Source organism: Microbacterium sp. W4I20, from assembly GCF_030816505.1.
In the GTDB taxonomy this organism is placed as follows: domain Bacteria; phylum Actinomycetota; class Actinomycetes; order Actinomycetales; family Microbacteriaceae; genus Microbacterium.
Window position 1 is genome coordinate 1,451,801 of sequence record NZ_JAUSYB010000001.1, and the last position, 24,192, is coordinate 1,475,992.

The window sequence follows — 24,192 nt, forward strand, 5'->3', positions numbered from 1 at the left end:
GGTCACGACTTCGGAGACGGCACCGGACACGCCGTGCGGCGCCCCTTGGCCCGCGGCGTGTCCGAGCCGCCATCCGAAGTCGTGCACGACGGCATAGGCTCACGACATGCGCCGCCCGATCATGGACACCCCCGACCAGCTCGCTTCGCTCGAGGGGCAGCAGTACCTCGTCCTGCGGCCGGTCGTCGGAGTCTCCTCCCTCTACCGCGAGGTGCAGGATGCTGCACTCGCGCGCCTCGGCGCCGACACACGGCATCCGCACACCGAGCACGTCACGCTCCGCGGCTTCGACGAACCGGAGCGTCGGACCGAGTTGGCCGCGGTGATCCGCGGGTGGGCGGCAGAGCAGCATCCGATCGACGTGACGGCGGAGGCCATCGACGCGTTCCCGACGCCCTGGCAGATCCTGATCGTGCGGCTGGCCCGCACCGGGAGCCTCATCTCCGCGTACACGAGTCTCACGACGGCTCTCCAGCAGACCGACTTCCGCCGCCTCGACGAGCGCGGGGTCGAGGACTGGACCTTCCACCTGTCGGTCGTCTACGGCAAGGGACTCGACGCCGCCGCCTGGCAGGAGTTCGCGGAGGCCTCCGTCAGCGAGCTCCCCTGGCAGCCGAGCGAGACCATCGCGGAGGCCGAGTTCGTCTGGTACGAGGATGGCGCCGAGCACGCCGAGGTCATCCCTCTCGGCGCCTAGCCTCTGGCGCTCCACCCGTCGCGCCCCTAGCATCCCAGTGAGATCGTTCCCCGGAGGAGGCCGCCCATGACGCAGCACACACTCGAGCTCGCAGAGGTCGACCTGGTCTACGACGTGCACGGCCCTCTGCCGACCGCCGACGGCCGGCCGCCGCTGGTCATGGTCGGACAGCCGATGGACGCGAGCGGCTTCCAGGCTCAGGTCGCGCTCTTCCCCGACCGCACCGTCGTGACCTACGACCCGCGGGGTCTGGGCCGGAGCACCCGCAAGGACGGCTCCGTCACGAACGAACCGGAGACCCAGGCCGAAGACCTCCACGCCCTCATCGAGGCGCTCGGCGCGGGCCCCGTCGACATGCTCGCGAGCAGCGGGGGCGCGGTGAGCGCGCTCGCCCTCGTCACGGCGCATCCGCATGACGTCGCGACCCTCGTCGCCCATGAGCCGCCCATCGACAGCGTCCTTCCGGATGCCGAGGCCGTGCACCGCGCGCGGATCGCTTACACCCGGGTGTACGAGGAGAAGGGATGGGGCGCGGGCATGGCGGCGTTCATCGCGATGACCGCATGGGAAGGCCAGGTCACCGACGAGTACCTCGCGCAACCGGCGCCCGACCCCGCCGCGTTCGGCATGCCGACCGAGGATGACGGCTCTCGGGGCGACCCGCTCCTGTCCGACGTCTCCTGGGCGGTCTGCCTCTACGAGCCGGACATCGAGGCTCTGCAGGCCTCGCCGACCCGTATCGTCGTCGCCGTGGGCGAGGAGTCGATCAAGGTCTACACCGGTCGGACCTCGATCGCCCTGGCCGAGAAGCTCGGGCAGGAGCCGACGGTCTTCCCCAGCCACCATGGCGGCTTCATGGGCGGAGAGTTCGGCTACGCCGGCCAGCCCGAGGCCTTCGCCGCGAAACTCCGCGAGGTGCTGGACCGGACCTGAGGCGGCCTGCTCCGGATCAGTTCAGGCCGGAGTAGGCGTGCAGGCCCTTGAAGAAGACGTTCACGATCGTGAAGTTGAACATCACGGCCGAGAAGCCGACGATCGCGAGCCAGGCCGACGGGTTTCCGCGCCAGCCGCGGGTCGCGCGAGCGTGGATGTACCCGGCGTAGATGACCCAGATCACGAAGGTCCAGGTCTCCTTGACGTCGAAGCCCCAGAAGCGGCTCCACGCGTAGTACGCCCAGATCGAGCCGGCGATGAGGGTGAACGTCCAAAGGATGAACCCGATGATCGTGAAGCGGTAGGCCAGGCTCTCGAGCCGCTCAGCGCCCGGGAAGGTGCGGAGGAACCCGGGGCCGGTCTTCTCGGCGGACTCGCCGATCAGACGCTCGCGCCGCGACTGCATCAGCTGGATGACCGACAGCGCGAAGGCGAGCGCGAAGAACGCCGTGGCGAGAGATGCGACGAAGACGTGGATCACGAGCCACACGCTCTTGAGCGGGTCCATCAGCGGCGAGACGATGACGTAGAAGTTGGTTGCCGCGAGTCCGAGCAGCACCACCACCAGGCCGGTGATGAACGTGCCGAGGAAGCGCAGGTCGATGCGGCTGAGGACGATCAGGAACACCGCCACGATCAGCAGTGTGCCCATCATGGCGAACTCGTACAGGTTGGCCCACGGCACACGACCGGCCGCGATGCCGCGGGTCACGACGGCCGCGAGGTGGAAGACGAACGCGAGCACCGTGAGCGACGTGCCGATCCGCGCCATGAGGAAGCGCTGCGGAGGCGCGTCGACGCCACCTGCCGGGCCCGAAGCGCTGCGCGCCGAGCCGCCGCCCGCTCCGACGAGCGCCGGCTCGCGCACGGTCTGCGCGTCGGCGGTCGCCTGCGAACGCCGCGCGAGGTCGAAGGCGTAGGCCACGAAGGCCGCCGCGTAGACCGCGATCGCCGTCCACAGCAGGACCGGCGAGATCACGTTGAGCTCGAGCATGGTGTTCAGTCTACTTTCGGGGTGTCGGATGACGGGTCGGATGCTTCGGCGTCGGCATCCGCATCGGAGTGGGTGTCTGTGTCGGCGCTGTCGTCGGCCGCGCGGGCCGTCGTGCCGCCCGCCGCATCGAGCAGTCGCGCGTGACCGGTGACGAGATCGTCGAGGGCTCCGGCGAGGGTCGGGTCCTCGCCGCGAGCGAGGGCCGCGTACTCGAGCGAGACGGCGCCATCCGCGGCCGTGGCCTTCACCCACACGCGACGACGGGGCACGAAGAGCGCGAGCATCAGGCCGCCGAGGGCGAGCAGCGCGAAGCCGAGCACCCAAGGACCGGAGTCGTCCCGGTGGATCTGCAGCGAGGCGAAGCGCTTGACCGACTGCGAGGCGTCGGTCGCTCCCGCCGGCGACTCGTCGTCGAACGTCACGGTGCCCAGCCCGTTCGGCAGTTCGGCGGTCTGGCCCGGGGTCAGCTCGATCGACTCGACGTCGGTGGTGCGCCCGGTGAGCTTGGTCATGCCGGTCGTGTCGAGCACATAGACGCTGCGGGGAACACCCTCGTTGATGCCGAGGTCGCCGGTGTACACGTCGAGCGTGAGAGTCGGGTTGGTGAGGTCGCCGTACGCGGAGAAGAACGCCCCGCTGTCGAGGATGCCGGTGGTCGGGTAGAAGAAGCCGACCAGGCCGACCTGCTCCGCGAGTCCGTCGGCGATCTTGAGGACGCCGAGCGAGGTCATGTTGTTGTCCTGCGGCAGGAACGGCGTGCTGTTCTTGAACACGACCTTCCCGTCGGGGTCGCGCACGGTGACGGTCGGTGCGTAGCCGTTGCCGAGCAGGAAGACGTCGTCGTCGGCGACGGGAAGAGGCTCGTTCACCTTGACGGCGCCGGTGCTCTCGGTGCCGCCCTGCTGGGTCGTGACGTTGGCGGAGAAGTTCGCGGCCTGCCCGGAACCCGGCTCGCCGAACGGCACGTAGGTCACGTCGAACGAGTCGAGGCGCATCGAGTAAGGAGCGAGGGCGTCGTCGCCGACGAAGCGTCCGCGGTTCATCGAGTCGTAGTCCACCAGGGTGTTCGCGAACGTCTCGCCCTCGACCAGCACCCGCTGCCCGGTGTACGAGAACCCGCCGCCGATGCCGACGGTGACCAGCACCCCGACGAGCGCCAGGTGGAAGAGCAGGTTGCCGGTCTCTCGCCAGTACCCGCGCTCGGCCGAGACCGAGAACGTCGTGCCGCGGTCGTACCGCTCGACGCGGTACCCGAGCGCCTTCAACTGCTTGGTCGCGACGTCGATGGATTCGGATGCCGCGGCTCCGGCATCCGCCTTCGCTGCATCGTTCCCTGAGCCTGACCCTTCGGCCCCTGAGCCTGACGAAGGGTCCCGCACGACAGTCCGGTAGTCCTCGAGCCGCTGCAACCGAGCGGGAGTCCGCGGCGGAAGAGCACGCAGCGCTTTGGCGTGGTGCCGGATGCGCGGGATCACGCAGCCGACGAGCGAGGCGAACAGCAGCAGGTAGATCGCCGAGAACCACGGCGACAGATAGACGTCGAACAGCTTCAGCGCGTCGAGCACCGGGAAGAGGTCGGGGTTGTCGCGCTCCCACTGGGTGACGCCGTTGGGGTCGGCCATCCGCTGCGGGAAGATCGAGCCCGGGATCGCGGCGATCGCGAGGACGAGCAGCAGGACCAGCGCCGTGCGCATCGAGGTCAGCTGCCGCCAGCCCCAGCGGAGCCAGCCGACGAGGCCGAGGCGCGGCTGCGTGATCGTGTCATCGCCGTCGACATGGTCGGACGGGCGGAGCGGATCGCTGGTGGTGTCGCTGTTCACGGCATCCTTGAGATTCTCAGAGCGGGAGGAGGACACTGCCCATCACCGCCGTCAGTCGGGACATGATGTCGGTCCAGAGGCCGGTCACCATCAGGATGCCGAGCACGACGAGCAGCACGCCGCCGATGATATTCACGACACGGATGTGCCGGCGGAGGAACCCGATCGTCTTCGTCGCCCAGCCGAAGCCGAGCGCGACGAGCAGGAACGGGATGCCGAGGCCGAGGGAGTAGGCGAGGCCGAGGAAGCTCGCGCGCACCGGGTCGCCGGCGTTGAACGAGAGGGCGACGATGGCCGTGAGGGTCGGTCCCATGCAGGGCGCCCAGCCGATGCCGAGGGCGATGCCGAGCAGGGGGGCGCCGATCACGCCGTACTTCCAGTCGACGTGGAAGCGCAGCTCGCGCTGCGCGAACCCGAAGAGTCCGAGGAAGACGAGGCCCATCAGGATGATCACGACCCCGAGGATGCGCGTGATGAGGTCGCCCCACTGCAGGAGGAAGACGCCGACCGTGCCGCTGAGAGCGGTGATCGCGACGAACACGATGCTGAACCCGAGGATGAACAGCAGCACGCCGACGACCAGCCGGCCACGCGTGGCGGTGGCCGTTTCGGTAGCCGAGCGAGCGGGGCCCGAGTCGGTTGCTGAGCGAGCGGAGCGAGACGAAGTGGCGCGCGGCTGCACCGCTCCCCCGAGGAACCCGAGGTACCCCGGCACCAGCGGCAGCACGCACGGCGACAGGAACGACACCAGCCCCGCGAGCATGGCGACGGGGATCGAGAGCCAGAGGGCTCCGGACTCGATGATGTCGCCGGGGTTCACGGTGTCCTCGCGGCGGTCATGAGGACTCCGCGAGCGCGTCCTTGACGAGCGTGGAGAGGATCGAGGTGCCGTCGATCGGGCCGATGATGCGCGCGGCGACGCGGCCCTGCTTGTCGAGCACGAGCGTGGTCGGCGTGGCGGCGATCGGGGTTACCTCGGCGAAGGCGAGCTTCGCCTCGGCCGTGTCGACATCGATCAGGCTGGGGTACGTGACGCCGTATTCCTCGGCGAAGGCGACGGCGGTGTCGGCCTGGTCGCGGGTGTTGACCCCCACGAACGAGACGCCCTCGCCTTCGTACTCCTCCCAGACGCCCTGCAGGGCGGCGGCCTCCACCCGGCAGGGCGCGCAGCCGGCGTACCAGAAGTTGACGACGGTGACCTGGCCCGCGAGGTCGGCGCTGTCGAGCTTGTCGCCGGTCTCGCTGACGCCGCCGAAGTCCACCGGTTCGCCGCGGTCGGCCTCGGGGATCTCGACGATCGCACCGTCGGCCGCGACGTAGCCCGTGTTCTCTCCGCTGAGGAACGACTCGCTCACCGGATCGGGAGCGCAGGCGCTGAGGCCGATGGCGACCACCGCGGCGAGGGCGGCTCGGATCGCACGACGGGGAAGCCGGCTGCGAGAGTGGCGGTCGCTGCGGATCGACCCTTCGACAGACTCGGGGACCCAATTCGCGGAAGGCACGATTCCCAGTTTACGGGCGGGTTCCTATGCGTGCGCCGGGCGCCCGCGAGGTTTCGAATCGCGCAAGGAGGGGTCTGCGCCGCCGAAAACGCCCCATTCGCGCGATTCGAAAGCCGGCCTCAGACAGCGCCCACGTCGACCGCGCCGCTGGTCGCCGCAGGCTCTGCGTACGCGACCTCGCGCCAGACATCGCCGACGCGCTCGAACGAGGTCACGCTCGACAGCGCGCAGCGCCGGGTGCGCGGGTCGTGCCGCAGCGGCAGGCCCGCGACCCGAAGATGGGTGATCCAGATCGGCGCCTGGTGCGACACCATCACAACGTCCCCCTGGTCGGCCGCGTTCCAGGCCTCGTCCATGATGCCCAGCATCCGCTCGGCGATCGAGGCGTACGGCTCTCCCCAGCTCGGGGTCGCCGGCTGGCGTAGATGCCACCAGTTGAACGGGTTCAGCAGGGAGCGCCGCATCTGCGTGCCCTCGAACACGTTCGTCGGCTCGATGATCCGCACGTCGATCTCGGGCACGAGGTCGAAGTTCTCGGCGAACGGTTCGGCGGACTCCTGTGCACGCTCCAACGGCGAGGAGTACAGCGAGACGATCGGCCGATCGAGGGCCGCGACGTGATCCGCCGCAGCCCTCGCCATGCCTCGTCCCGCCTTGCTCAGGTGGTAGTCCGGAAGCCGCCCGTACAGGACGCGCCGCGGATTGTGCACCTCACCGTGGCGCACCAGGTGCAGGCGGGATGCCGGCATCTCAGGCCTTGGTGTAGCGCGCGTCCCCGAAGCCGAGGATCAGGTACCCGATGTACGGGAAGACGAACAGCAGGAAGAAGGAGAACAGACCGCCCTTGCCGAAACGCTCACCGAGCTTGATGGCGACGATGATGCCGAAGACGATGTTCACGATCGGAATCAGGTACAGCAGCGCGAACCAGCCCGACATGCCGGCGATCTTGACGAGGAACACGACGTTCACGATCGGGATGATCGCGAGGATGCCGGGGTGCCCGGCCTTCGTGAAGACCTTCCAGAGGCCGATGACGACGAGCACGTAGAACACGAGCGCGATCAGTCCGCTGGTGCCGGAGAAGATCTGAGCGTAGAGATCGGCGATGCCGTTGGAGTCCATGGATGGGCCCTTTCTGTCGTGGTGATCATACTGACGATCGATGTCGTGCCGGGGGAACGACGCCGGGAGCCTTCCGCCGTCCCCCGTAGAATGGGCGGGTTCACCATTTCCCAGATCAGAAGGAATCCTCCGTGCTTCGCACCCACTCGGCAGGCTCATTGCGAGCCGAGCACATCGGTCAGACCGTCACCCTCGCGGGGTGGGTCGATCGCCGTCGTGATCACGGAGGAGTCGCTTTCATCGATCTGCGGGATGCGTCGGGCATCGCCCAGGTCGTGATCCGCGACGAGGAGATCGCCCACCCGCTGCGCAACGAGTTCGTGCTCCAGGTCACGGGTGAGGTGTCGCGACGCCCCGAGGGCAACGCGAACCCCAACCTGCCGACCGGCGACATCGAGCTCATCGCGACCGACGTCGAGGTGTTGAACGAGTCGGCTCCGCTGCCGTTCCAGGTGTCGACCGCCGTTGCCGACACCGAGACCGTGGGAGAAGAGGCACGCCTCAAGTACCGCTACCTCGACCTGCGTCGTCCGGCGCAGGCCTCGAACCTGCGCCTGCGCTCGAACGTCTACAAGGCGATCCGCGACGTGCTGCACGGCGAGGACTTCACCGAGGTCGAGACCCCGACGCTCACGCGCTCGACGCCCGAGGGTGCCCGCGACTTCCTGGTGCCTGCTCGCCTCAGCCCCGGCAGCTGGTACGCGTTGCCGCAGTCGCCGCAGCTGTTCAAGCAGCTGCTGATGGTCGGCGGCGTCGAGAAGTACTTCCAGATCGCGCGCTGCTATCGCGACGAGGACTTCCGCGCCGACCGCCAGCCGGAGTTCACGCAGCTCGACATCGAGATGAGCTTCGTCGACCAGGAAGACGTCATCGCGCTGATGGAGTCGCTCGTCGTCGCGATGTGGAAGACGATCGGCGTCGAGGTCTCGACCCCGCTGCCCCGCCTGACCTACGCCGACGCCATGGCGAAGTACGGCTCCGACAAGCCCGACCTGCGTTTCGGTCTCGAGCTCGTCGAGGCGACCGAGTACTTCGCCGAGACGCCGTTCCGCGTCTTCCAGGCCGAGTATGTCGGTGCGGTGCGGATGCCGGGTGGCGCGAGCCAGCCGCGCAAGCAGCTCGACGCCTGGCAGGACTGGGCCAAGCAGCGCGGAGCCCGCGGTCTCGCGTACGTCCTGTTCAACGAGGACGGCTCGCTCGGCGGCCCCGCCGCGAAGAACCTGTCCGAGGCCGAGCAGGCGGGCCTCGCGGCCTTCGTCGGCGCCGAGCCGGGTGACTGCGTCTTCTTCGCCGCCGGTTCGACCAAGGAGAGCCGCGCGCTCCTCGGCGCCGCCCGCGTCGAGATCGGTCGCCGTCTCGGCTACCTGAACCCCGACGAGTTCGCGTTCACGTGGGTCGTCGACGCGCCGATGTTCGAGCCTGCGGCGGATGCCGTCGCATCCGGTGACGTGGCCGTCGGCGCCGGGGCCTGGACGGCCGTGCACCATGCGTTCACCGGCCCCAAGCCGGAGTTCGCCGACACGTTCGACACCGACCCCGCGTCGGCCCTCGCCTACGCGTACGACATCGTCTGCAACGGCTCCGAGCTCGGCGGCGGATCGATCCGCATCCACCGCGAAGACGTGCAGAAGCGCGTGTTCGAGGTCATGGGCATCAGCGACGAGCAGGCCGACGAGCAGTTCGGCTTCCTGCTCGACGCGTTCAAGTTCGGCGCCCCGCCGCACGGCGGGATCGCGCTCGGCATGGACCGCGTGCTGCAGCACCTGTCGAAGACCGAGTCGATCCGCGAGGTCATCGCGTTCCCGAAGTCGGGCAACGGTTACGACCCGCTGACCGCGGCTCCCGCGCCGATCACGCCCGCACAGCGCGCCGAGGCCGGCGTCGACTTCGAGCCCGAGGACGACGAGGCCTGAGCCGACCGACGAGACCCCGTGCTTTCCGCAGCACGGGGTCTTGTCGTGTGCGGTCGCGAGAAATCCGGGCGCCTCGCAAGGCTTCGTGCGCTCCGAAAGGACGGATGCCGGGAATGCGGCCTTGCGAACCGCGCAATGCCGTCCGGAGCGCTCAGCCCAGCAGCGCGAGCGCCGGCGCGATGTTCTCGTTCCACACGTCGAATCCGAGCTTGCCGACGAGCCCGATCACGACGACGAGGAACACGTTGCGGATGAAGCCCGTCCCGCGCGCGATCGCCATCCGCGACCCGAGGTAGCTGCCGGCGATGTTCGCCACCGCGAGGATGCCGCCGAGCAGCCACAGCACCGACCCGTGCGGGATGAACAGCAGCAGCGCCCCGAGGTTCGTGGCGAAGTTCACGATCTTGGCCTTGGCGCTCGCCTGCAGGAAGTCGTAGCCGAGCAGCGCGACCAAGCTGATCACCAGGAACGTGCCCGTGCCGGGTCCGATCATGCCGTCGTAGAAGCCGATCGCGAGACCCGCCGCGCCGGCCATGATGTGGTGCTTGCGCCCCTGGAAGCGCAGCTGCGTGGCAGCACCCATCTTCGGACGGAACGCCGTGAACAGGGCGACGGCCAGCAGTGCGACCACGATGATCGGTTTGAAAGCGGCCGGCGGGAGGATAGTGGCGACCGCTGCGCCGCCGAACGAACCGGCGAGCGCGATGCCCGCCATCGGCAGCGCTGTGCGGATGTCGGGTTTCGCGCGTCGATAGTAGGTGACGCTGCTCGTCGCCGTGCCGAAGACCGATGCGAACTTGTTGGTCGCGAGGGCCTGGATGGGCGTCATCCCGGGGATCAGCAGCAGCGCGGGCAGCTGGAGCAGTCCGCCGCCGCCGACGACGGCATCCATCCAGCCCGCGGAGAAAGCCGCCACGACGATCAGGATCAGCATGCCCCACGTGAGCTGCTCGAGCCCGAGGAGCGCGCCGATGTCCATCCCTCCAGGATGTCAGACTGGGGCCATGCTCGACGCCCTCCCCCTGCCCCACGTCCTCGAGTCGCGCATCGGCGATGCGACCCTGCGCCGCGCGACGCCGGAGGACGCGGATGCCGTCATCGCGCTCCTCGCGGACGACCCGGTCAGTGCGGCACGTGGTGACGTGGCATCCGAAGAAGACCGCCCCGCGTACGTCGCGGGGCTGCGGGAGATCCTCGCCGATCCGTCGAACGACCTGCTGGTCGCCGAACGCGACGGTGTGATCGTCGGCACGCTGCAGCTGACGTCGATCCCCGGCATGGCCCGTCGGGGCGCGCGTCGCCTGCTCGTCGAGGCCGTGCGGGTCCGCAGCGACCTGCGCTCCTCCGGCATCGGCTCGGGGATCATGCGCTGGGTGTCCGACTCCGCCGCCCCCGCGCTCGGCGCCGCGATGGTGCAGCTCACGTCGGATGCGAGCCGCATCGATGCGCACCGCTTCTACGAGCACCTCGGCTACGTCGGGTCGCACAAGGGCTTCAAGTACGCCGTGCCGCAGGACTGACCACCGTTTCCGCCACGCGCCGGACATCGGTCGTTCACCCGCACCGCTCCGACCGGTAACTCCGCGCCCATAGCCTCCTCTCGCAACCCGTACCGGCGCTCGCCGGTCACCCGAGAGGACATTCATGGCTCGCTACACCCGCCGCGCGCGCTTCGGCGCCGGCATCGCTCTGGCCGCCACGGCCGCACTCGCCCTGTCCGGCTGCGCCACCGCTGCCGACGCCGCCCCCGAGGGCGGCTCTGACGTCGACGCCTCGGCCGCGACGTCGGTCACCGACTTCGGCACGTTCGCCGATCTCGAGGCCGCAGCCAAGGCCGAGGGCCAGCTCAACGTCATCGCGCTCCCCCGCGACTGGGCCAACTACGGCGAGATCCTCGACCTGTTCGCCGAGAAGTACCCGGAGATCACGATCAACGAGGCCTCCCCCGATGTCTCGAGCGCCGAGGAGATCCAGGCCGCCGAGACCAACCAGGGCCTCGACACGGCACCCGACGTGTTCGACCTCGGCCTGACGGTCGCGCTGCAGAACACCGACACCTTCGCTCCGTACCAGGTGCAGACCTGGGACGACATCCCCGATGAACTCAAGGAGCCGACGGGTCTCTTCGTCGGCGACTACGGCGGGTACATGTCGATCGGCTACGACTCCTCGAAGTTCGATGCCCCCGAGTCGCTCGACGACCTGCTGGGCGCCGACTACAAGGGCGCCGTCGCCATCAACGGCGACCCGACGCAGGCCGGCGCGGCGTTCGCCGCCGTGGGTCTCGCGACGGTCCAGTCCGACGGCACGCTCGACGACTTCCAGCCCGGCATCGACTTCTTCTCGGAGCTGCAGAAGGCCGGCAACCTGCTCAAGGTCGACGTGACCACCGCCACCGTGACGAGCGGCGAGACCCCGGTCGTCTTCGACTGGGATTACCTGAACGCCGCGCACGCGCAGGGCGACGATGGCAACAAGGACTGGAAGGTCGTCGTGCTCGACGGCACCGGTTACGCCGGCTACTACAACCAGGCCATCAACAAGGACGCCCCGAACCCCGCAGCCGCGCGCCTGTGGCAGGAGTTCCTCTACAGCGACGAGGTGCAGAACCTGTGGCTGAAGGGTGGCGCGCGCCCGGCCCGCATGCAGGCGATGACGGATGCCGGCACGATCGACGCCGACCTCGCAGCAGCCCTCCCCGAGGTGCCCGCCGAGACCGTCGTCCCCACCGAGGAGCAGTCCACGAACGCCGGCACCCTGCTCGGCGAGAAGTGGGCGACGGCCGTCCAGTGACGACACTGACCGTCGCGGGGGCGGATGCTGCGGCATCCGCCCCCGTTCCCCCTCAGGAGAGCGGCGCCGGGTCCTCGCAGCACGCGGGGGCCCGGCAGTCCGCTCCCTCGTGGGCCTGGCTGGGGCTCGTGCCGTTCGCCGCCTACGTGATCCTGTTCCTCGCGGTGCCGACGGTCCTGGCCGTCGGCTCCGGGTTCTTCACCGAGGATGGCGCCTTCACCTGGACGAACGTGTCGGCGCTCGGCGACCCGCTCGTCCTGACCACGTTCGCCAACTCGGCCGGTCTCTCGTTGCTGACGGCCGTCGTGGGAGCCGTCGTCGGCGCCCTCGTCTGCTACGCGCTCCTCGGCATGAATCCGGAGGGTGCGATCCGTTCGACGGTGGATGCCGCGGCCGGAGTCCTCGCGCAGTTCGGCGGCGTCATGCTCGCCTTCGTGTTCATCTCGGCCATCGGCATCCAGGGCGTCATCACCGTCTTCCTCAGGGACTCGTTCGGGATGAACATCTACGAGAACGGCACCTGGCTCTACGAGCTCCCCGGTCTCGTGCTGCCTTACATCTACTTCCAGATCCCGCTGATGGTGATCACGTTCATGCCGGCCCTCGCGGCGCTCAAGCCGCAGTGGTCCGAGGCGAATCTCACGCTCGGCGGCACGCGCGCGAGCTTCTGGCTGCGCATCGGAATCCCTGTGCTCGCCCCCTCGTTCCTGGCAAGTCTGCTGCTGCTCTTCGCGAACTCGTTCTCGTCCTACGCGACCGCTGCGGCGCTCGCCAGCCAGGGATCGCAGATCGTGCCGCTGCAGATCCGCACCGCGCTCACCAGCGAGACGGTGCTCGGCCGGGAGAACCTCGCCGGGGCCCTCGCCCTCGGAATGATCGTCGTCGTCGGAGTCGTCATGGGCCTGTACTCCCTCATCCAGCGCCGAGCAGCGAGGTGGCAGTCATGAACCGTCTCGGACCGTCGCTCACCACCCGGTGGGTCATCGGCATCGTGGTCGGCGCGTTCTTCGCGATCCCTCTGCTGTCGACCCTGCTCTTCACGCTGCGCGACCCGGCCGGAGGGCTCTCGCTCGCCCGTTGGATCGATCTGTTCGACCCGGCGTCGGCCGCGGCGATCAAGCCGATCATGACCGGCCTCGGCAACTCGCTGATCCTGGCCCTGGTGACCGTCGTGATCGTGCTCCTCCTGCTCGCGCCGACGATGATCCTGCTGAACCTGCGCTTCCCGAAGCTGAGGCCGGTGTTCGAGTTCGCCGTGCTGCTGCCGATCTCGATCCCCGCGATCGTGCTCGTCGTCGGTCTCGCGCCGATCTACCTGCAGATCGGGCGCGCGCTCGGCACCGGCACCTGGACGCTCGCGTTCGCCTACGGCATCACCGTGCTGCCCTTCGCCTTCCGGTCCATCCAGGCCTCGATCGACGCGGCCGACCTCAAGACGCTCTCCGAAGCCGCGCGCTCCCTCGGTGCGAGCTGGCCGACGGTGGTGCTGACCGTGCTCGCCCCGAACCTGCGACAGGGTCTCCTCTCGGCATCCCTCATCTCGATCGCCGTCGTGCTGGGCGAGTTCACGATCGCCTCGCTGCTGAACCGTCAGGTGTTCCAGACCGCCATGGTGGTCGCGAACAAACAGGATCCCTACGCTCCGGCGATCTTCACCCTCCTCGCGCTGCTGTTCGTCTTCCTCCTGCTCCTCGCCATCGGCCGCCTCGCACGCGGCCCCCGAAAGGCCCGCTCATGACGCTCGACCACAGTCTTCCGGCCACCGCCGACAACGTGCTGCTCGCCGAGGCGGGCGAAGGCACCCGCGTCGAACTGCGCGGCATCGTCAAGAGCTACGCCGGCACCCGCGTGCTGCACGGCGTCGACCTCGACATCGCACCCGGCGAGTTCGTCTCCCTGCTCGGCCCCTCGGGCTGCGGCAAGACCACGCTGCTACGTGTGCTCGCGGGGCTCGAGGGTGCCGACGAAGGCGCCGTGCTCCTGGGCAGCGGCGATGTCTCGCGCGTGCCGACGAACAAGCGCGACATCGGCATGGTGTTCCAGTCGTACTCGCTGTTCCCGCACCTGAACGTGAGCGACAACACCGCCTTCGGGCTGCGACGGCGGGGAACAGGGAAGGCGGATGCCGCGCGGCGCTCGCTCGACGCCCTGGCCCTCGTCGGTCTGGCCGACTTCGCCGACCGGTACCCGCACCAGCTCTCGGGCGGTCAGCAGCAGCGCGTCGCGCTCGCTCGTGCGCTCGTCACCGAGCCCAAGGTGCTGCTGCTCGACGAGCCGCTGTCGGCCCTCGACGCGAAGGTGCGCGTGCAGCTGCGCGACGAGATCCGACGCATCCAGCTGCGCCTCGGCATCACCACGGTGTTCGTGACGCACGACCAGGAGGAGGCGCTGGCCGTCTCGGACCGGATCGCGGTCATGAGCTCCGGACGCATCGAGCAGATCGGTTCGCCGGAGCAGCTGTACACGACCCCGTCGTCGGCCGGAGTCGCCGCGTTCGTCGGGCTCTCCAGCGTGGTGTCGGGCGTGGCCGAGGGCGATCACGTGATGGTGTGGGGGCAGGCCCTGCCGCTGCAGACCCCCGCCGACGGGCCTGTCGACGTGTACCTCCGGCCTGAGAACGTGTACTTCGCGTCGGAGGCGGATGCTGCGACCGACGCGCTCGTCGAGGAGAGCACGTTCCTCGGCAGCATGCGACGGACGCTGGTGCGCACGGAGTCCGGCGAGCTCGTGCGGGTGCAGCACGCCCCCGGCATCCGCCCCGCCTTCGGCGACCGCGTGCGCATCGCCGTCCGTCCGGAGCCCGTGGCCGTGCACCCGCGCGGCTGATATACCTTTCGAATCGCGCAACTGGGGCCTATCGGGGCCGAATAAGCCCCAGTTGCGCGATTCGAAGAGCAGGACGGGCGCTCTTCCCTCGGCAGGACTGGGAGGGATAGCGTGAGGCCGAGCGGTCGACCCCCCGACCCGTCAGAGAGAGGACGCCTCATGGCAGGCACGTTCGAGCTGTACACCGACAAGTCCGGCGAGTACCGGTTCACCCTGAAGGCGAGCAACGGAGAGCCCATCGCCAGCGGCGAGGGATACTCCTCGAAGTCCGCCGCTCTCGCCGGCATCGAATCGGTCCGCCGCAACGCCGCGGATGCCGAGGTCGTCGAGCGCTGAACCCGACACTCCGCAGAATCACCGAGACCCCCTGAGGCATCGCTGCATCAGGGGGTCTCGTCGTGAAATCGCAGTGCTACAGCACGCGGGACAGGAAGTCCTTCGTGCGCTGGTGCTGCGGGTTGCCGATCACTTCGCGGGGGTCGCCCTCTTCGACGATGACTCCGCCGTCCATGAAGATCAGGCGCGAGCCGACCTCACGGGCGAAGCCCATCTCGTGCGTGACCACGAGCATCGTCATACCCTCGTCGGCAAGCGACCGCATGACCTGCAGCACCTCGCCCACGAGCTCGGGGTCGAGCGCCGACGTCGGCTCGTCGAACAGCATCATGTCGGGGTTCATGCACAGCGCCCGGGCGATCGCCACGCGCTGCTGCTGCCCGCCGGAGAGGTGACCGGGGTAGGCATCCGCCTTCTCCGCCAGGCCGACGCGCGCCAACATCTCAAGCGCCACCTTCTGCGCCTCATCCTTCGAACGCTTCTTCACCCGCTGCTGCGCGATCATGAGGTTGCCCATCACATCGAGGTGCGGGAACAGGTTGAAGCTCTGGAACACCATGCCGATGCGCGTGCGCACGCGATCGATGTCGACGTCGGGATCGGTGATGTCGATCCCCTCGATCAGGACCTTGCCGCCGGTCGGCTCCTCGAGCAGGTTGACCGAGCGCAGCAGCGTCGACTTGCCCGAGCCCGAGGGACCGATCACGCAGACGACCTCCCCGGCGGTGACGGTGAGGTCGATGCCCTTGAGTACCTTGTTGTCACCGAAGCTCTTCTCGAGCCCCTGCAGGTCGATCGCCGGGGCGTGCACATCAATCAGGTCGGTGATCATCGCTGCCTTGCCATCCGTCGTTCCAGGTACGCACTGAAGCGCGTGAGAGGGATCGTCACGATCAGGTACAGGATCGCCGCCATGATCAGCGGCGTCGCGTTCGTGTTCTGCGTCGCCGCGTCACGGGCGAAGTTCGTCAGCTCCTTCGACCAGATGAACGTTCCCGCGACGAAGAGCAGCGAGGTGTCCTTCAGCAGCAGCACGAACTCGTTCGTGAGCGGCGGGATGATGATGCGGAAGCCCTGCGGCACGATGATCCAGAACGTCGTCTTCATGGGCGACATGCCGAGCGATCGGGCCGCCTCCGTCTGGCCCTTCGGAACAGCCTGGATGCCGGCACGGATGGTCTCCGCCATGTAGGCCGAGGCCACCAGGATGAGACCGATCAGCCCGAGCACGACCGGTCCGCCGAGGTCGCGGCCCGAGACCCCGGACGCGATCGGCAGGATGAACGCCACGCCGAAGATCGTGAGGATCGCGGGAAGTCCGCGGAACAGTTCGATCCACGCGGTGGCGATCCACCGGAACGGACCGATGCTGGAGAGCTTCAGCAGGGCGAGGATGATGCCGAGCAGGAGCCCCGCCGCGAAGGCCACGGCGGTGAACCAGATGGTGTTGACGAGAGCGGTCGTAATGATCCCGGGGAACATCTTGACCGCGACCTCAGGATTGAAGAACAGCGGTCCGATCTTCGCCCAGTTGGTCGTGACCGCCGCCCAGACGACGATCGCGATCAGCACCGCGTAGACGATGTACCGATAGAGCTTCTGCTTGGTGGTTCGCCTCAACGCCATCGTCAAGGTCCCTTCGATCCTCGCCCGCCCCGCGTCACTTGACCCCGAGGTAGGTGTCGTAGATCTTCTGGTACTCGCCGTTGTCCTGGAGCTTCTTCAGCGCGCCGTTGACCGCGTCGAGAAGCTCATCCTTCTCGCCCTTCGCGAAGGCGAAGCCGTACTGCTCGTCGGTGTTGTACGTCTCGACGATCTTGTAGGCGGAGTCATCCTGCTCGTGCACGTAGTTCACCGGCTGGTCCTGCAGGATCGCATCGATCAGGCCCGACTGCATGGCCGGCCACAGCTCACCGTCGGAGGGGTACTGCACGATCTGCGCGCCCTTCGCGTTCTCGGTCGCGTAGCTCTCGCCCGTCGTGCCCTGCTGCACACCGACGTTCTTGCCGTCCAGGTCGTCGATCGACTTGATGTCGGAATCGGCGCTCACCAGCAGCGACTGCAGCGAGTCGACGTAGGGGTCGGAGAAGTCGATGTTCGCCTTGCGCTCGTCGGTGATCGTCATCGCCGAAGCGCCGACATCACACGTGCCCGCGGCGAGCGTCGTTCCGGACTGGAGTGCGTCGAATCCGACATCCTGCACGGAGATCTTGAGGTCGAGCTCCTTCGCGATCGCGGTGAGCAGATCGATGTCGAAGCCGATGTACTCTCCGTTGTCGCCCTCGAACTCGAAGGGTGCGTAAGGGATGTCGGAGCAGACGGTCAGCGTGCCCGCCTCGACAAGGCCGTACTCGTCACCCGCTGCCGGCTCTCCGCCGCCTTCGGAACCGTTGCCTCCCGCGCCGGTGGCGCATCCGGTGAGGACGAGGGTGGCGGTGGCCGCGAGGGCGAGACCGGCGACGAGGGTGCGACGTTGCATGTCGGCTCCTATGAGACGAGGGCACGGGCGCCCACGGACAGGTAGGAGATCATCTAAACATGCGGTCCGCCGCGCCGAGGAACGCCAGAGACCTCGGCGGATCACGTTTGTGTTGCAAGTGTGACCGATTGTGACGCACTCCGCCGTCGCCGCGGCGACGGCTGCGGTACCAACTGTTCACTTTGGGTGACTATCCTCTGTGCCCACAGACATGAGCGATGGCGCTCCGGATGCAGGGAGAACAGATCATGGCAAAGAAGACCACCGCGCAGCGCACCGCAGAAGCCGCCGTCGATGCGGCCAAGGATGCGGCGAAGGACGCGAAGAAGCTGATCAAGGCGCTGCCGAAGAAGGCAGCCAAGAAGCTCAAGCCGCTCGTCGAAGACGCCAAGGATGCCTCGAAGGTGTCGAAGAAGAAGCTCGCCGACAAGCCGAAGAAGGTCACGAAGTCCGCGACCGCGGCGACCGCGCGCCTGCAGGATGCCGCGGCGCGACTGCACGCCAAGCAGAAGGCCGATGAGAAGGCAGAGCAGAAGAAGGCCGACAAGAAGGCAGCGGACAAGAAGGCGGCCAAGAAGTCCGCAGAGAAGCCGAGCGCCGACGCAACCGCATCGAAGGAAGTGGTGAAGGCCCCCGCCACCGCTGTCCCCGCGATCCCGACTCCGACTGTGGAGCCCGGCTCCCCCGCGGTGAAGACTCCGACCGTGAAGCCGACCCGCCGCGTCAAGACCCCGGTGATCACGGCGCCGACCGTCGAGGTGACCACGGTCGCGTCGCACGCCAACACCGCGCCTCTGCCCACCGGAGACCTGTCCGGGCTCACCCTCATCGAGTTGCGGGCACGCGCCCGCGCAGAGGGTCGTGCGGGATACTCGCGCCTCTCGAAGGCCGCTCTGATCGACCTCCTTGCCCGCTGACGTGCAGGCGGCGCTGGACCGCACCGCGGAGGCGACGGCGCCGCGCACGCTCATCGACATCCTCCGCGAGACGACGGCTCAGCACCCGGAGGCATCCGCGATCGAGGATGCCGACGGGGCACTGAGCTACTCCGAACTGCTGGCGCGCGTCTGGCGCACCGCGGCGCTGCTGCGCGAGCACGGCGTGGGCCGGGGAGACCGCGTCGGCATCCGGATGGCCTCGGGGCGACGCGAGCTCTACATCGCGATCCTCGGCGCCATGGCGGCCGGTGCGGCGTACGTCCCGGTCGACGCCGACGACCCGGAGGAGCGCGCCGAGCTCGTGTTCGGCGAAGCCCGCGTCGTCGGCACCATCACCGGTACCGGCGCGTACCACCCCGCCGCCACGGCACCCGCGGCCGAGCTCTTCGACGGCGAGAACCCGCACCCGAGCACGGCGGCCGTTCCGGTCATCACGCCGCCGACCGTCGACGACGACGCCTGGATCATCTTCACCTCCGGCTCGACCGGTGTGCCCAAGGGCGTCGCGGTGTCGCATCGCTCCGCCGCGGCGTTCGTCGACGCCGAGGCCCGGCTGTTCCTGCAGGATTCCCCACTCGGCCCCGGCGACCGCGTGCTGGCGGGGCTGTCCGTCGCCTTCGACGCGTCGTGCGAGGAGATGTGGCTCGCCTGGGGTCACGGCGCGTGCCTCGTCCCCGCGCCGCGCGCCCTGGTGCGCTCGGGCGAGGATCTCGGGCCCTGGCTGCTCGGGCACGGCATCACGGTCGTGTCGACGGTCCCGACGCTCGCCGCGCTCTGGCCGCAGGACGCGATCGAGAACGTGCGTCTGCTGATCTTCGGCGGCGAAGCCTGCCCGCCCGAGCTGGTCGCCCGGCTCGCCTCCGACGGCCGCGAGGTCTGGAACACCTACGGCCCGACCGAGGCCACCGTCGTCGCCTGCGCCTCCCTGATGGAGGCCGCAGGCCCGGTGCGGATCGGACTGCCCCTCGACGGCTGGTCGCTGGCCGTCGTCGATGCCTCCGGCGAGCGCGTTGCCGAGGGCGAGACCGGCGAGCTCATCATCGGCGGCGTCGGCCTGGCACGTTATCTCGACCCCGCGAAGGACACCGAGAAGTACGCCCCGATGCCCACCCTCGGCTGGGACCGGGCCTACCGTTCCGGCGACCTCGTGCGGTTCGAATCCGAGGGACTGCTGTTCCAAGGTCGCGCTGACGATCAGGTGAAGATCGGCGGCCGGCGCATCGAGCTCGGCGAGGTCGAAGCCGCGCTGCAGGCGCTCACGGCGGTGTCGGCGGCGACCGTCGTCGTGCAGAAGACCGAGAGCGGGATGCCGCTGCTGGTCGGCTACGTCGTGCCCGACGAGGGATTCGACCGCCAGACCGCCCGCGCAGAACTCTCCGAGACGCTGCCCGCTCCGCTCATCCCGCTGCTCGCGATCATCGACGACCTCCCGGTGCGCACCTCCGGCAAGGTCGACAAAGCGGCGCTTCCGTGGCCGCTCGAATCCGGGGATGGCGGAGACTCGTCACTCTCCGGCACCTCGGCCTGGCTCGCCGAGCAGTGGTTCGCCGTGCTCGGCATCCGTCCGACCGATGAGGATGCCGACTTCTTCCAGCTCGGTGGCGGATCGCTTGCGGCGGCCCAACTCGTCTCGCGGCTGCGCACGCGCGCGCCCGAGTTCACGATGACCGACGTGTACGACCTGCCCCGACTGCGCCAGATGGCGGATGCCGTCGAGGACGAGACCGACGCCGAGGCGGAGCAGGGCGACCGGGCCTTCAGCCGGCAGACGCCGACACCGCGCCGCATGCAGTGGGTGCAGACACTCGCCGGGTTTCCGCTCTTCGTGTTCACCGGCATCCGCTGGCTGCTCTTCCTGCTCACCGCCAGCTGGCTGCTGCGCCTCTCCCCCGGTTTCGAGTTCCTGCCCGACGTCTCGGGCTGGGTCGTGCTCACCGGGCTGGTGATCTTCGCCACCCCGCTCGGCAAGATGGCGATCGCGGCGGCCGCTGCACGGCTGCTGTTGGCGGGCGTCCGGCCGGGCGACTATCCGCGCGGCGGCGGCGTGCACCTGCGGCTCTGGCTCGCCGAGCAGATCGCGCAGCAGGTGGATCCGGTCGGTCTCGCCGGCGCCCCCTGGGTCGTGTACTACGCCCGCGCGCTCGGCGCCCGCATCCACCGGGACGTCGACCTGCACACCGTGCCGCCGATCACCGGCATGCTCGACATCGGCGCCGGTGCCTCGATCGAACCCGAGGTCGACCTGACCGGGTATTGGATCGACGGCGACACGGTGCGCATCGGCAGCATCCGGATCGGCGCCGATGCGATGATCGGCGCGCGCAGCACCCTCGCCCCCGGCACGAAGATCGGCCGCGGCGCGGAGGTCGCCCCGGGGTCCGCGGTGTTCGGGAGGGTTCGCGCCGGCCAGCGCTGGGCCGGGTCTCCCGCGGCCCGCACCGGCGGGGTCTCCACGCCGTTCGCCACCACGCGCCCCCCGAGCAAGCGGCGCTGGCTGTGGGCCTTCGCCGCATCCTCCGCTGCCCTCGGCATCCTGCCCCTCGTGGCATTCGCCGCCGGTGCCGTCGTTCTCTCCGCGGGCATGCGCGGCGCGGACTCGCTGCTCGATGCGATCCCCGGCGCCCTCGCGATGCTCGTGCCGGCCGTCCTGGTCACCGGCGCCGTCTTCGCCCTGCTGGTCCTGCTCCTCGTGCGACTGCTCGGAATCGGGCTGATCGAGGGCGTCTTCCCGGTGCGCTCGCGCGTCGCCTGGCAGGCCTGGACGACCGAACGCCTGCTCGACTCGGCTCGCACGTTCCTGTTCCCGCTGTACTCCAGCGGCTTCACGCCGCTGTGGCTGCGGGCGCTGGGAGCGGAGGTCGGCCGCGACGTCGAGGCATCGACCGTGCTGCTGATCCCGAAGCTCACGACCATCGCCGACGGGGCCTTCCTCGCCGACGACACCATGGTCGCCACCTACGAACTGCAGGGTGGGTGGATGCGGCTCGCGAAGGCGCGCATCGGCAAGCGGGCCTTCCTCGGCAACTCCGGCCTGGCCGCCGGAGGGCACAACGTCCCGAAGGATGGGCTGGTCGCCGTGCTGTCGGTGGCACCGCTGAAGGCGAAGGCCGGGTCGTCCTGGCTGGGCTCGCCGGCGACGCGTCTCCGCCGCGTGGTGAACGACTCCGACCTCGAGCGCACATATCGGCCGCGCACCGGGCTGCGCTACGCCCGCGCACTCTGGGAGATCTGCCGGGTCATCCCGGTGTTCGTGACCTGTGCGATCGGACTGGCCGTGATGCTGTCGCTCGCCGTACTCATCGAGGCCGTGGGGCTGCCCTGGGCCGTCGCCCTCTCCCCCGCGGTGATGCTGATCGCCGGCGCGTTCGCGGCGCTGATCACGACCGCCGCGAAATGGCTCATCGTCGGCCCGATCCGGCCCGGCGAGCACCCGCTCTGGTCGAGCTTCGTGTGGCGCACCGAGGTGTCGGACACGTTCACCGAGATGGTCGCGGCGCCCTGGTTCGCCAACTCCGCATCGGGCACTCCCGCCCTCGCGATCTGGCTGCGCACGCTCGGCGCGAAGATCGGCCGCGGGGTCTGGACCGACAGCTATTGGCTGCCCGAACCCGACCTCGTCACCCTCGGGGACGGCGCGACGGTGAACCGCGGATGTGTGGTTCAGACGCATCTGTTCCATGATCGAGTGATGAGCATCGATTCCGTCACCCTCGAGAACGGTGCGACCCTGGGGCCGCACAGCGTGATCCTGCCCGCCGCCACGATCGGAGCGGACGCCACGGTCGGGCCCGCCTCTCTCGTCATGCGCGGCGAGTTCGTCCCCGTGGGCAGCCGGTGGAGCGGCAACCCGATCGGGCCCTGGCGTGCGGTGAAGGTGCGGTCGTACCAGGCATCCGACGCATGACCGTCGACCCGTACACCCCGCACAGCGGAGACCGCCGCTACGGGGTGCTCCACTACGACCTGTCGCTCGACTACCGGGTCACGACGAATCGACTGGCGGGCACGGCGGTGCTCCGCGTGCGGATGAACGAACCGGCGAAGCACGTGTCCCTCGACCTCGTCGGACTCAAGGCGACCAAGGTGCGCGTCGCCGGGGATCGAGGAGCGACGTTCCGGCAGGACACCCGACGCCTCAAGGTGCTCTTCGGCGCGGAGCGCGCGGCCGGTGACGAGCTCACGATCACGGTGGAGTACTCCGGGGCCCCGGCTCCGCGCCGCACGCGCTGGGGCCTCATCGGCTGGGAGGAGCTGGAGGACGGCGCGCTCGTCGCCTCGCAGCCGACCGGCGCACCCACCTGGTTCCCGTGCAACGACCTGCCCGGAGACCGGGCGACCTATCGGCTGGAGTTCACGACCGACCCGGGGTACACCGTGGTCAGTGGAGGCGCGGCGACGCGCTCCCTGCAGCGCGGGCGCACACGTTGGACCTTCCAGCAGCCGCTGCCGACGGCGACGTACCTGATGACGGTCCAGATCGGCCAGTACGCCGACGAGCATGTCGCTCTCGGCGAGACCCCCGGCCGGCTCTACTACCCCCGGGCGCTCGCTGCCCGTGTGCAGGCCGACTTCGCGCCACTCGGCGAGATGATGCGCGTGTTCGTCGACGCGTTCGGCCCCTACCCCCAGGAGTCGTACAAGGTGGTCATCACGCCGGACGACCTGGAGATCCCTCTCGAGGCACAGGGGATGGCCATCTTCGGTGCGAATCATGTCGACGGCGCGCGCGGCGAGGAGCGGCTGATCGCCCACGAGCTGGCTCATCAGTGGTTCGGGAACAGCGTCGGCGTCGCCCGCTGGCAGGACATCTGGCTGAACGAGGGGTTCGCCTGCTACGCCGAATGGGTGTGGTCGGAGGCCTCCGGCGGCCCGACGGCCCACGCGCTGGCGCTGTCGCATCACGCACGACTCGCAGCCCTCCCCCACGATCTGTTGCTCTCCGACCCCGGCCCGGTGGACATGTTCGACGACCGCGTCTACAAGCGCGGAGCGCTGGCCCTGCATGCACTGCGGCTGACGGTCGGCTCCGACCGGTTCTTCTCCTTCGCGCGCGAGTGGTCGGCCCGGTTCGCGGGGCTCTCGGTCACGTCCGACGACTTCCTCGGCTTCGTCGACGAGCTCGTCGGCGGAGATGCTCGCGACCTCATGCGCGGATGGCTCGACGAGCTGCCGCTCCCGGCGCTCCCGCCGGCGCCATCCGTCAACCGCGCGCGGCGCTGAGGGTGTAGCCGGTCGGGCCGGGCAGAGTCGCCACCTGCAGTGGCGAGGCTCTGCCCGGGAGCATCGCCGTCCACTCCGCGGGTTCGACTGCCGCCGGTTCCGGTCGCAGCCGGACGTCGCCGGGGTCGATCACGATGCCGCGCCCGTCGGCTTTGACCGCCGCTTCGATGCGGGTCCAGCCGGCGAGGTCGGGAGCGGATGCCGCGGAGAACAGCGGCGCCAGTTCGGCGACCCGGAGCGCGGCGGTGTCGTGCTCGACGTCGACTCCCAGCGGCTCCCGCCCCTGCGCCGCCGCGACGACCACCAGGTCTTCGGCATGGCTCACACTCAGCACGAATCCCGGCGTCCGGGGCGCGGCATGATGCTCCCCGCAGCGCGCGCAGACGCTGTCGAGCGGCACGTAGGGCCCGCCGCCCAGTCGGAGAACAAGCTCGCGGATGAGTGCACGGCCGGCGAGGAACCCTGCGGCCCGAGCCCCGGTCAACTCACGGAATCGCGCGAGCTGCCCCTGACCCATCGCGGCGAGATCCTCCGTACTCAGCTCCGGGACGTCGGATGCGCGCGCCCAGACGACTGTCGCTCCGCGCCACGTGACCTCGTCCATGTCCCGGTGCCC

The 24,192-nt window shown here is 69.2% G+C and carries 23 protein-coding genes; 12 read left to right on the top strand and 11 right to left on the bottom strand.

The features are described 5' to 3' along the window. Positions 1-106 precede the first annotated feature (106 nt). A complete protein-coding gene (locus QFZ21_RS07055; protein ID WP_307375950.1) occupies positions 107-697 on the top strand; it encodes a 2'-5' RNA ligase family protein in 591 nt (196 codons plus the stop codon). 66 nt (positions 698-763) lie between these two features. Beyond that, positions 764-1,630 carry an alpha/beta fold hydrolase gene (locus QFZ21_RS07060; protein WP_307375953.1) on the top strand — a complete coding sequence of 289 codons (867 nt, stop codon included), beginning with the start codon at positions 764-766 and terminating at the stop codon, positions 1,628-1,630. 16 nt (positions 1,631-1,646) lie between these two features. Here the strand turns inward: QFZ21_RS07060 and ccsB are convergent, their stop codons facing one another. The 6 genes from ccsB to QFZ21_RS07090 all read right to left on the bottom strand — a co-directional run bounded on the left by ccsB (position 1,647) and on the right by QFZ21_RS07090 (position 7,071). Further along, positions 1,647-2,624, bottom strand: coding sequence for a c-type cytochrome biogenesis protein CcsB (gene ccsB, locus QFZ21_RS07065; protein WP_307375957.1), 978 nt, complete (start codon positions 2,622-2,624; stop codon positions 1,647-1,649). Positions 2,625-2,629: 5 nt separating this feature from the next. After that, positions 2,630-4,444, bottom strand: a complete 1,815-nt coding sequence (locus QFZ21_RS07070) for a cytochrome c biogenesis protein ResB (protein WP_307375959.1) — start codon at positions 4,442-4,444, stop codon at positions 2,630-2,632. A gap of 16 nt (positions 4,445-4,460) precedes the next feature. After that, positions 4,461-5,264 carry a cytochrome c biogenesis CcdA family protein gene (locus QFZ21_RS07075; protein ID WP_307375961.1) on the bottom strand — a complete coding sequence of 268 codons (804 nt, stop codon included), beginning with the start codon at positions 5,262-5,264 and terminating at the stop codon, positions 4,461-4,463. Positions 5,265-5,280: 16 nt separating this feature from the next. Continuing rightward, entirely contained in the window at positions 5,281-5,946 is a 666-nt protein-coding gene (locus tag QFZ21_RS07080) for a TlpA family protein disulfide reductase (RefSeq protein ID WP_373426003.1), read from the bottom strand. Between the two features lie 119 nt (positions 5,947-6,065). After that, positions 6,066-6,695 (bottom strand): histidine phosphatase family protein, encoded by a 630-nt coding sequence (locus QFZ21_RS07085; protein ID WP_307375963.1) that lies wholly within the window; start codon positions 6,693-6,695, stop codon positions 6,066-6,068. Position 6,696: 1 nt separating this feature from the next. After that, complete coding sequence (locus QFZ21_RS07090; RefSeq protein WP_307375965.1) at positions 6,697-7,071, bottom strand: DUF5684 domain-containing protein; 375 nt, start codon at positions 7,069-7,071, stop codon at positions 6,697-6,699. 131 nt (positions 7,072-7,202) lie between these two features. Here QFZ21_RS07090 and aspS point away from each other — a divergent pair, with 131 nt between their 5' ends. Continuing rightward, a complete protein-coding gene (gene aspS / locus QFZ21_RS07095; protein ID WP_307375969.1) occupies positions 7,203-8,984 on the top strand; it encodes an aspartate--tRNA ligase in 1,782 nt (593 codons plus the stop codon). 151 nt (positions 8,985-9,135) lie between these two features. Here the strand turns inward: aspS and QFZ21_RS07100 are convergent, their stop codons facing one another. Further along, positions 9,136-9,963, bottom strand: coding sequence for a TSUP family transporter (locus QFZ21_RS07100; protein ID WP_307375974.1), 828 nt, complete (start codon positions 9,961-9,963; stop codon positions 9,136-9,138). Between the two features lie 25 nt (positions 9,964-9,988). Here QFZ21_RS07100 and QFZ21_RS07105 point away from each other — a divergent pair, with 25 nt between their 5' ends. From QFZ21_RS07105 to QFZ21_RS07130, 6 genes are all read left to right on the top strand, one after another. Continuing rightward, on the top strand, positions 9,989-10,504 hold the full coding sequence (locus tag QFZ21_RS07105) for a GNAT family N-acetyltransferase (protein ID WP_307375975.1): 516 nt from the start codon (positions 9,989-9,991) through the stop codon (positions 10,502-10,504). Between the two features lie 124 nt (positions 10,505-10,628). Then, positions 10,629-11,777 (top strand): ABC transporter substrate-binding protein, encoded by a 1,149-nt coding sequence (locus QFZ21_RS07110; protein ID WP_307375977.1) that lies wholly within the window; start codon positions 10,629-10,631, stop codon positions 11,775-11,777. After that, positions 11,774-12,724, top strand: coding sequence for an ABC transporter permease subunit (locus tag QFZ21_RS07115; RefSeq protein ID WP_307375979.1), 951 nt, complete (start codon positions 11,774-11,776; stop codon positions 12,722-12,724). Before QFZ21_RS07110 ends, QFZ21_RS07115 begins: the two co-directional genes overlap by 4 nt. Beyond that, positions 12,721-13,515 carry an ABC transporter permease gene (locus tag QFZ21_RS07120; protein ID WP_307375981.1) on the top strand — a complete coding sequence of 265 codons (795 nt, stop codon included), beginning with the start codon at positions 12,721-12,723 and terminating at the stop codon, positions 13,513-13,515. The genes QFZ21_RS07115 and QFZ21_RS07120 overlap by 4 nt, the downstream gene beginning before the upstream one ends. Further along, positions 13,512-14,603 (top strand): ABC transporter ATP-binding protein, encoded by a 1,092-nt coding sequence (locus QFZ21_RS07125; protein ID WP_307375984.1) that lies wholly within the window; start codon positions 13,512-13,514, stop codon positions 14,601-14,603. Before QFZ21_RS07120 ends, QFZ21_RS07125 begins: the two co-directional genes overlap by 4 nt. Before the next feature lie 159 nt (positions 14,604-14,762). Beyond that, complete coding sequence (locus QFZ21_RS07130; RefSeq protein ID WP_307375987.1) at positions 14,763-14,939, top strand: DUF1508 domain-containing protein; 177 nt, start codon at positions 14,763-14,765, stop codon at positions 14,937-14,939. 76 nt (positions 14,940-15,015) lie between these two features. Here QFZ21_RS07130 and QFZ21_RS07135 read toward each other — a convergent pair whose 3' ends face one another. The 3 genes from QFZ21_RS07135 to QFZ21_RS07145 are packed head-to-tail and all read right to left on the bottom strand — an operon-like array spanning position 15,016 to position 17,418. After that, complete coding sequence (locus tag QFZ21_RS07135; protein WP_307375989.1) at positions 15,016-15,771, bottom strand: amino acid ABC transporter ATP-binding protein; 756 nt, start codon at positions 15,769-15,771, stop codon at positions 15,016-15,018. Further along, a complete protein-coding gene (locus tag QFZ21_RS07140) occupies positions 15,768-16,565 on the bottom strand; it encodes an amino acid ABC transporter permease (RefSeq protein ID WP_307375992.1) in 798 nt (265 codons plus the stop codon). Before QFZ21_RS07140 ends, QFZ21_RS07135 begins: the two co-directional genes overlap by 4 nt. A gap of 34 nt (positions 16,566-16,599) precedes the next feature. Beyond that, entirely contained in the window at positions 16,600-17,418 is an 819-nt protein-coding gene (locus QFZ21_RS07145) for a basic amino acid ABC transporter substrate-binding protein (RefSeq protein WP_307375994.1), read from the bottom strand. 248 nt (positions 17,419-17,666) lie between these two features. On the opposite strand from QFZ21_RS07145, the gene QFZ21_RS07150 reads away from it, so the two are divergent. Genes QFZ21_RS07150 through QFZ21_RS07160 form a run of 3 tightly spaced genes read left to right on the top strand, consistent with a single transcriptional unit; the run spans position 17,667 to position 23,576 of the window. Further along, positions 17,667-18,335 carry a hypothetical protein gene (locus QFZ21_RS07150; protein ID WP_307375998.1) on the top strand — a complete coding sequence of 223 codons (669 nt, stop codon included), beginning with the start codon at positions 17,667-17,669 and terminating at the stop codon, positions 18,333-18,335. Next, positions 18,325-22,260: a Pls/PosA family non-ribosomal peptide synthetase gene (locus QFZ21_RS07155; protein ID WP_307376001.1), complete on the top strand. Its 3,936-nt coding sequence runs from the start codon at positions 18,325-18,327 to the stop codon at positions 22,258-22,260. Before QFZ21_RS07150 ends, QFZ21_RS07155 begins: the two co-directional genes overlap by 11 nt. After that, positions 22,257-23,576, top strand: a complete 1,320-nt coding sequence (locus QFZ21_RS07160; protein ID WP_307376004.1) for a M1 family metallopeptidase — start codon at positions 22,257-22,259, stop codon at positions 23,574-23,576. Before QFZ21_RS07155 ends, QFZ21_RS07160 begins: the two co-directional genes overlap by 4 nt. Here the strand turns inward: QFZ21_RS07160 and QFZ21_RS07165 are convergent. Continuing rightward, positions 23,557-24,180, bottom strand: a complete 624-nt coding sequence (locus QFZ21_RS07165; RefSeq protein WP_307376007.1) for a 4'-phosphopantetheinyl transferase superfamily protein — start codon at positions 24,178-24,180, stop codon at positions 23,557-23,559. The genes QFZ21_RS07160 and QFZ21_RS07165 overlap by 20 nt on opposite strands. Between the last annotated feature and the right edge of the window lie 12 nt (positions 24,181-24,192).

Bases quoted from the DNA above. Each gene is read 5' to 3' on its own strand.
- QFZ21_RS07130 (WP_307375987.1), top strand. From the start codon at position 14,763: ATGGCAGGCACGTTCGAGCTGTACACCGACAAGTCCGGCGAGTACCGG.
- QFZ21_RS07140 (WP_307375992.1), bottom strand. From the start codon at position 16,565: ATGGCGTTGAGGCGAACCACCAAGCAGAAGCTCTATCGGTACATCGTC.
- QFZ21_RS07105 (WP_307375975.1), top strand. From the start codon at position 9,989: ATGCTCGACGCCCTCCCCCTGCCCCACGTCCTCGAGTCGCGCATCGGC.
- QFZ21_RS07055 (WP_307375950.1), top strand. From the start codon at position 107: ATGCGCCGCCCGATCATGGACACCCCCGACCAGCTCGCTTCGCTCGAG.
- QFZ21_RS07135 (WP_307375989.1), bottom strand. From the start codon at position 15,771: ATGATCACCGACCTGATTGATGTGCACGCCCCGGCGATCGACCTGCAG.
- QFZ21_RS07145 (WP_307375994.1), bottom strand. From the start codon at position 17,418: ATGCAACGTCGCACCCTCGTCGCCGGTCTCGCCCTCGCGGCCACCGCC.
- QFZ21_RS07100 (WP_307375974.1), bottom strand. From the start codon at position 9,963: ATGGACATCGGCGCGCTCCTCGGGCTCGAGCAGCTCACGTGGGGCATG.
- QFZ21_RS07160 (WP_307376004.1), top strand. From the start codon at position 22,257: ATGACCGTCGACCCGTACACCCCGCACAGCGGAGACCGCCGCTACGGG.
- QFZ21_RS07085 (WP_307375963.1), bottom strand. From the start codon at position 6,695: ATGCCGGCATCCCGCCTGCACCTGGTGCGCCACGGTGAGGTGCACAAT.
- QFZ21_RS07120 (WP_307375981.1), top strand. From the start codon at position 12,721: ATGAACCGTCTCGGACCGTCGCTCACCACCCGGTGGGTCATCGGCATC.
- QFZ21_RS07125 (WP_307375984.1), top strand. From the start codon at position 13,512: ATGACGCTCGACCACAGTCTTCCGGCCACCGCCGACAACGTGCTGCTC.
- QFZ21_RS07165 (WP_307376007.1), bottom strand. From the start codon at position 24,180: ATGGACGAGGTCACGTGGCGCGGAGCGACAGTCGTCTGGGCGCGCGCA.
- ccsB (WP_307375957.1), bottom strand. From the start codon at position 2,624: ATGCTCGAGCTCAACGTGATCTCGCCGGTCCTGCTGTGGACGGCGATC.
- QFZ21_RS07150 (WP_307375998.1), top strand. From the start codon at position 17,667: ATGGCAAAGAAGACCACCGCGCAGCGCACCGCAGAAGCCGCCGTCGAT.
- QFZ21_RS07110 (WP_307375977.1), top strand. From the start codon at position 10,629: ATGGCTCGCTACACCCGCCGCGCGCGCTTCGGCGCCGGCATCGCTCTG.
- QFZ21_RS07060 (WP_307375953.1), top strand. From the start codon at position 764: ATGACGCAGCACACACTCGAGCTCGCAGAGGTCGACCTGGTCTACGAC.
- QFZ21_RS07090 (WP_307375965.1), bottom strand. From the start codon at position 7,071: ATGGACTCCAACGGCATCGCCGATCTCTACGCTCAGATCTTCTCCGGC.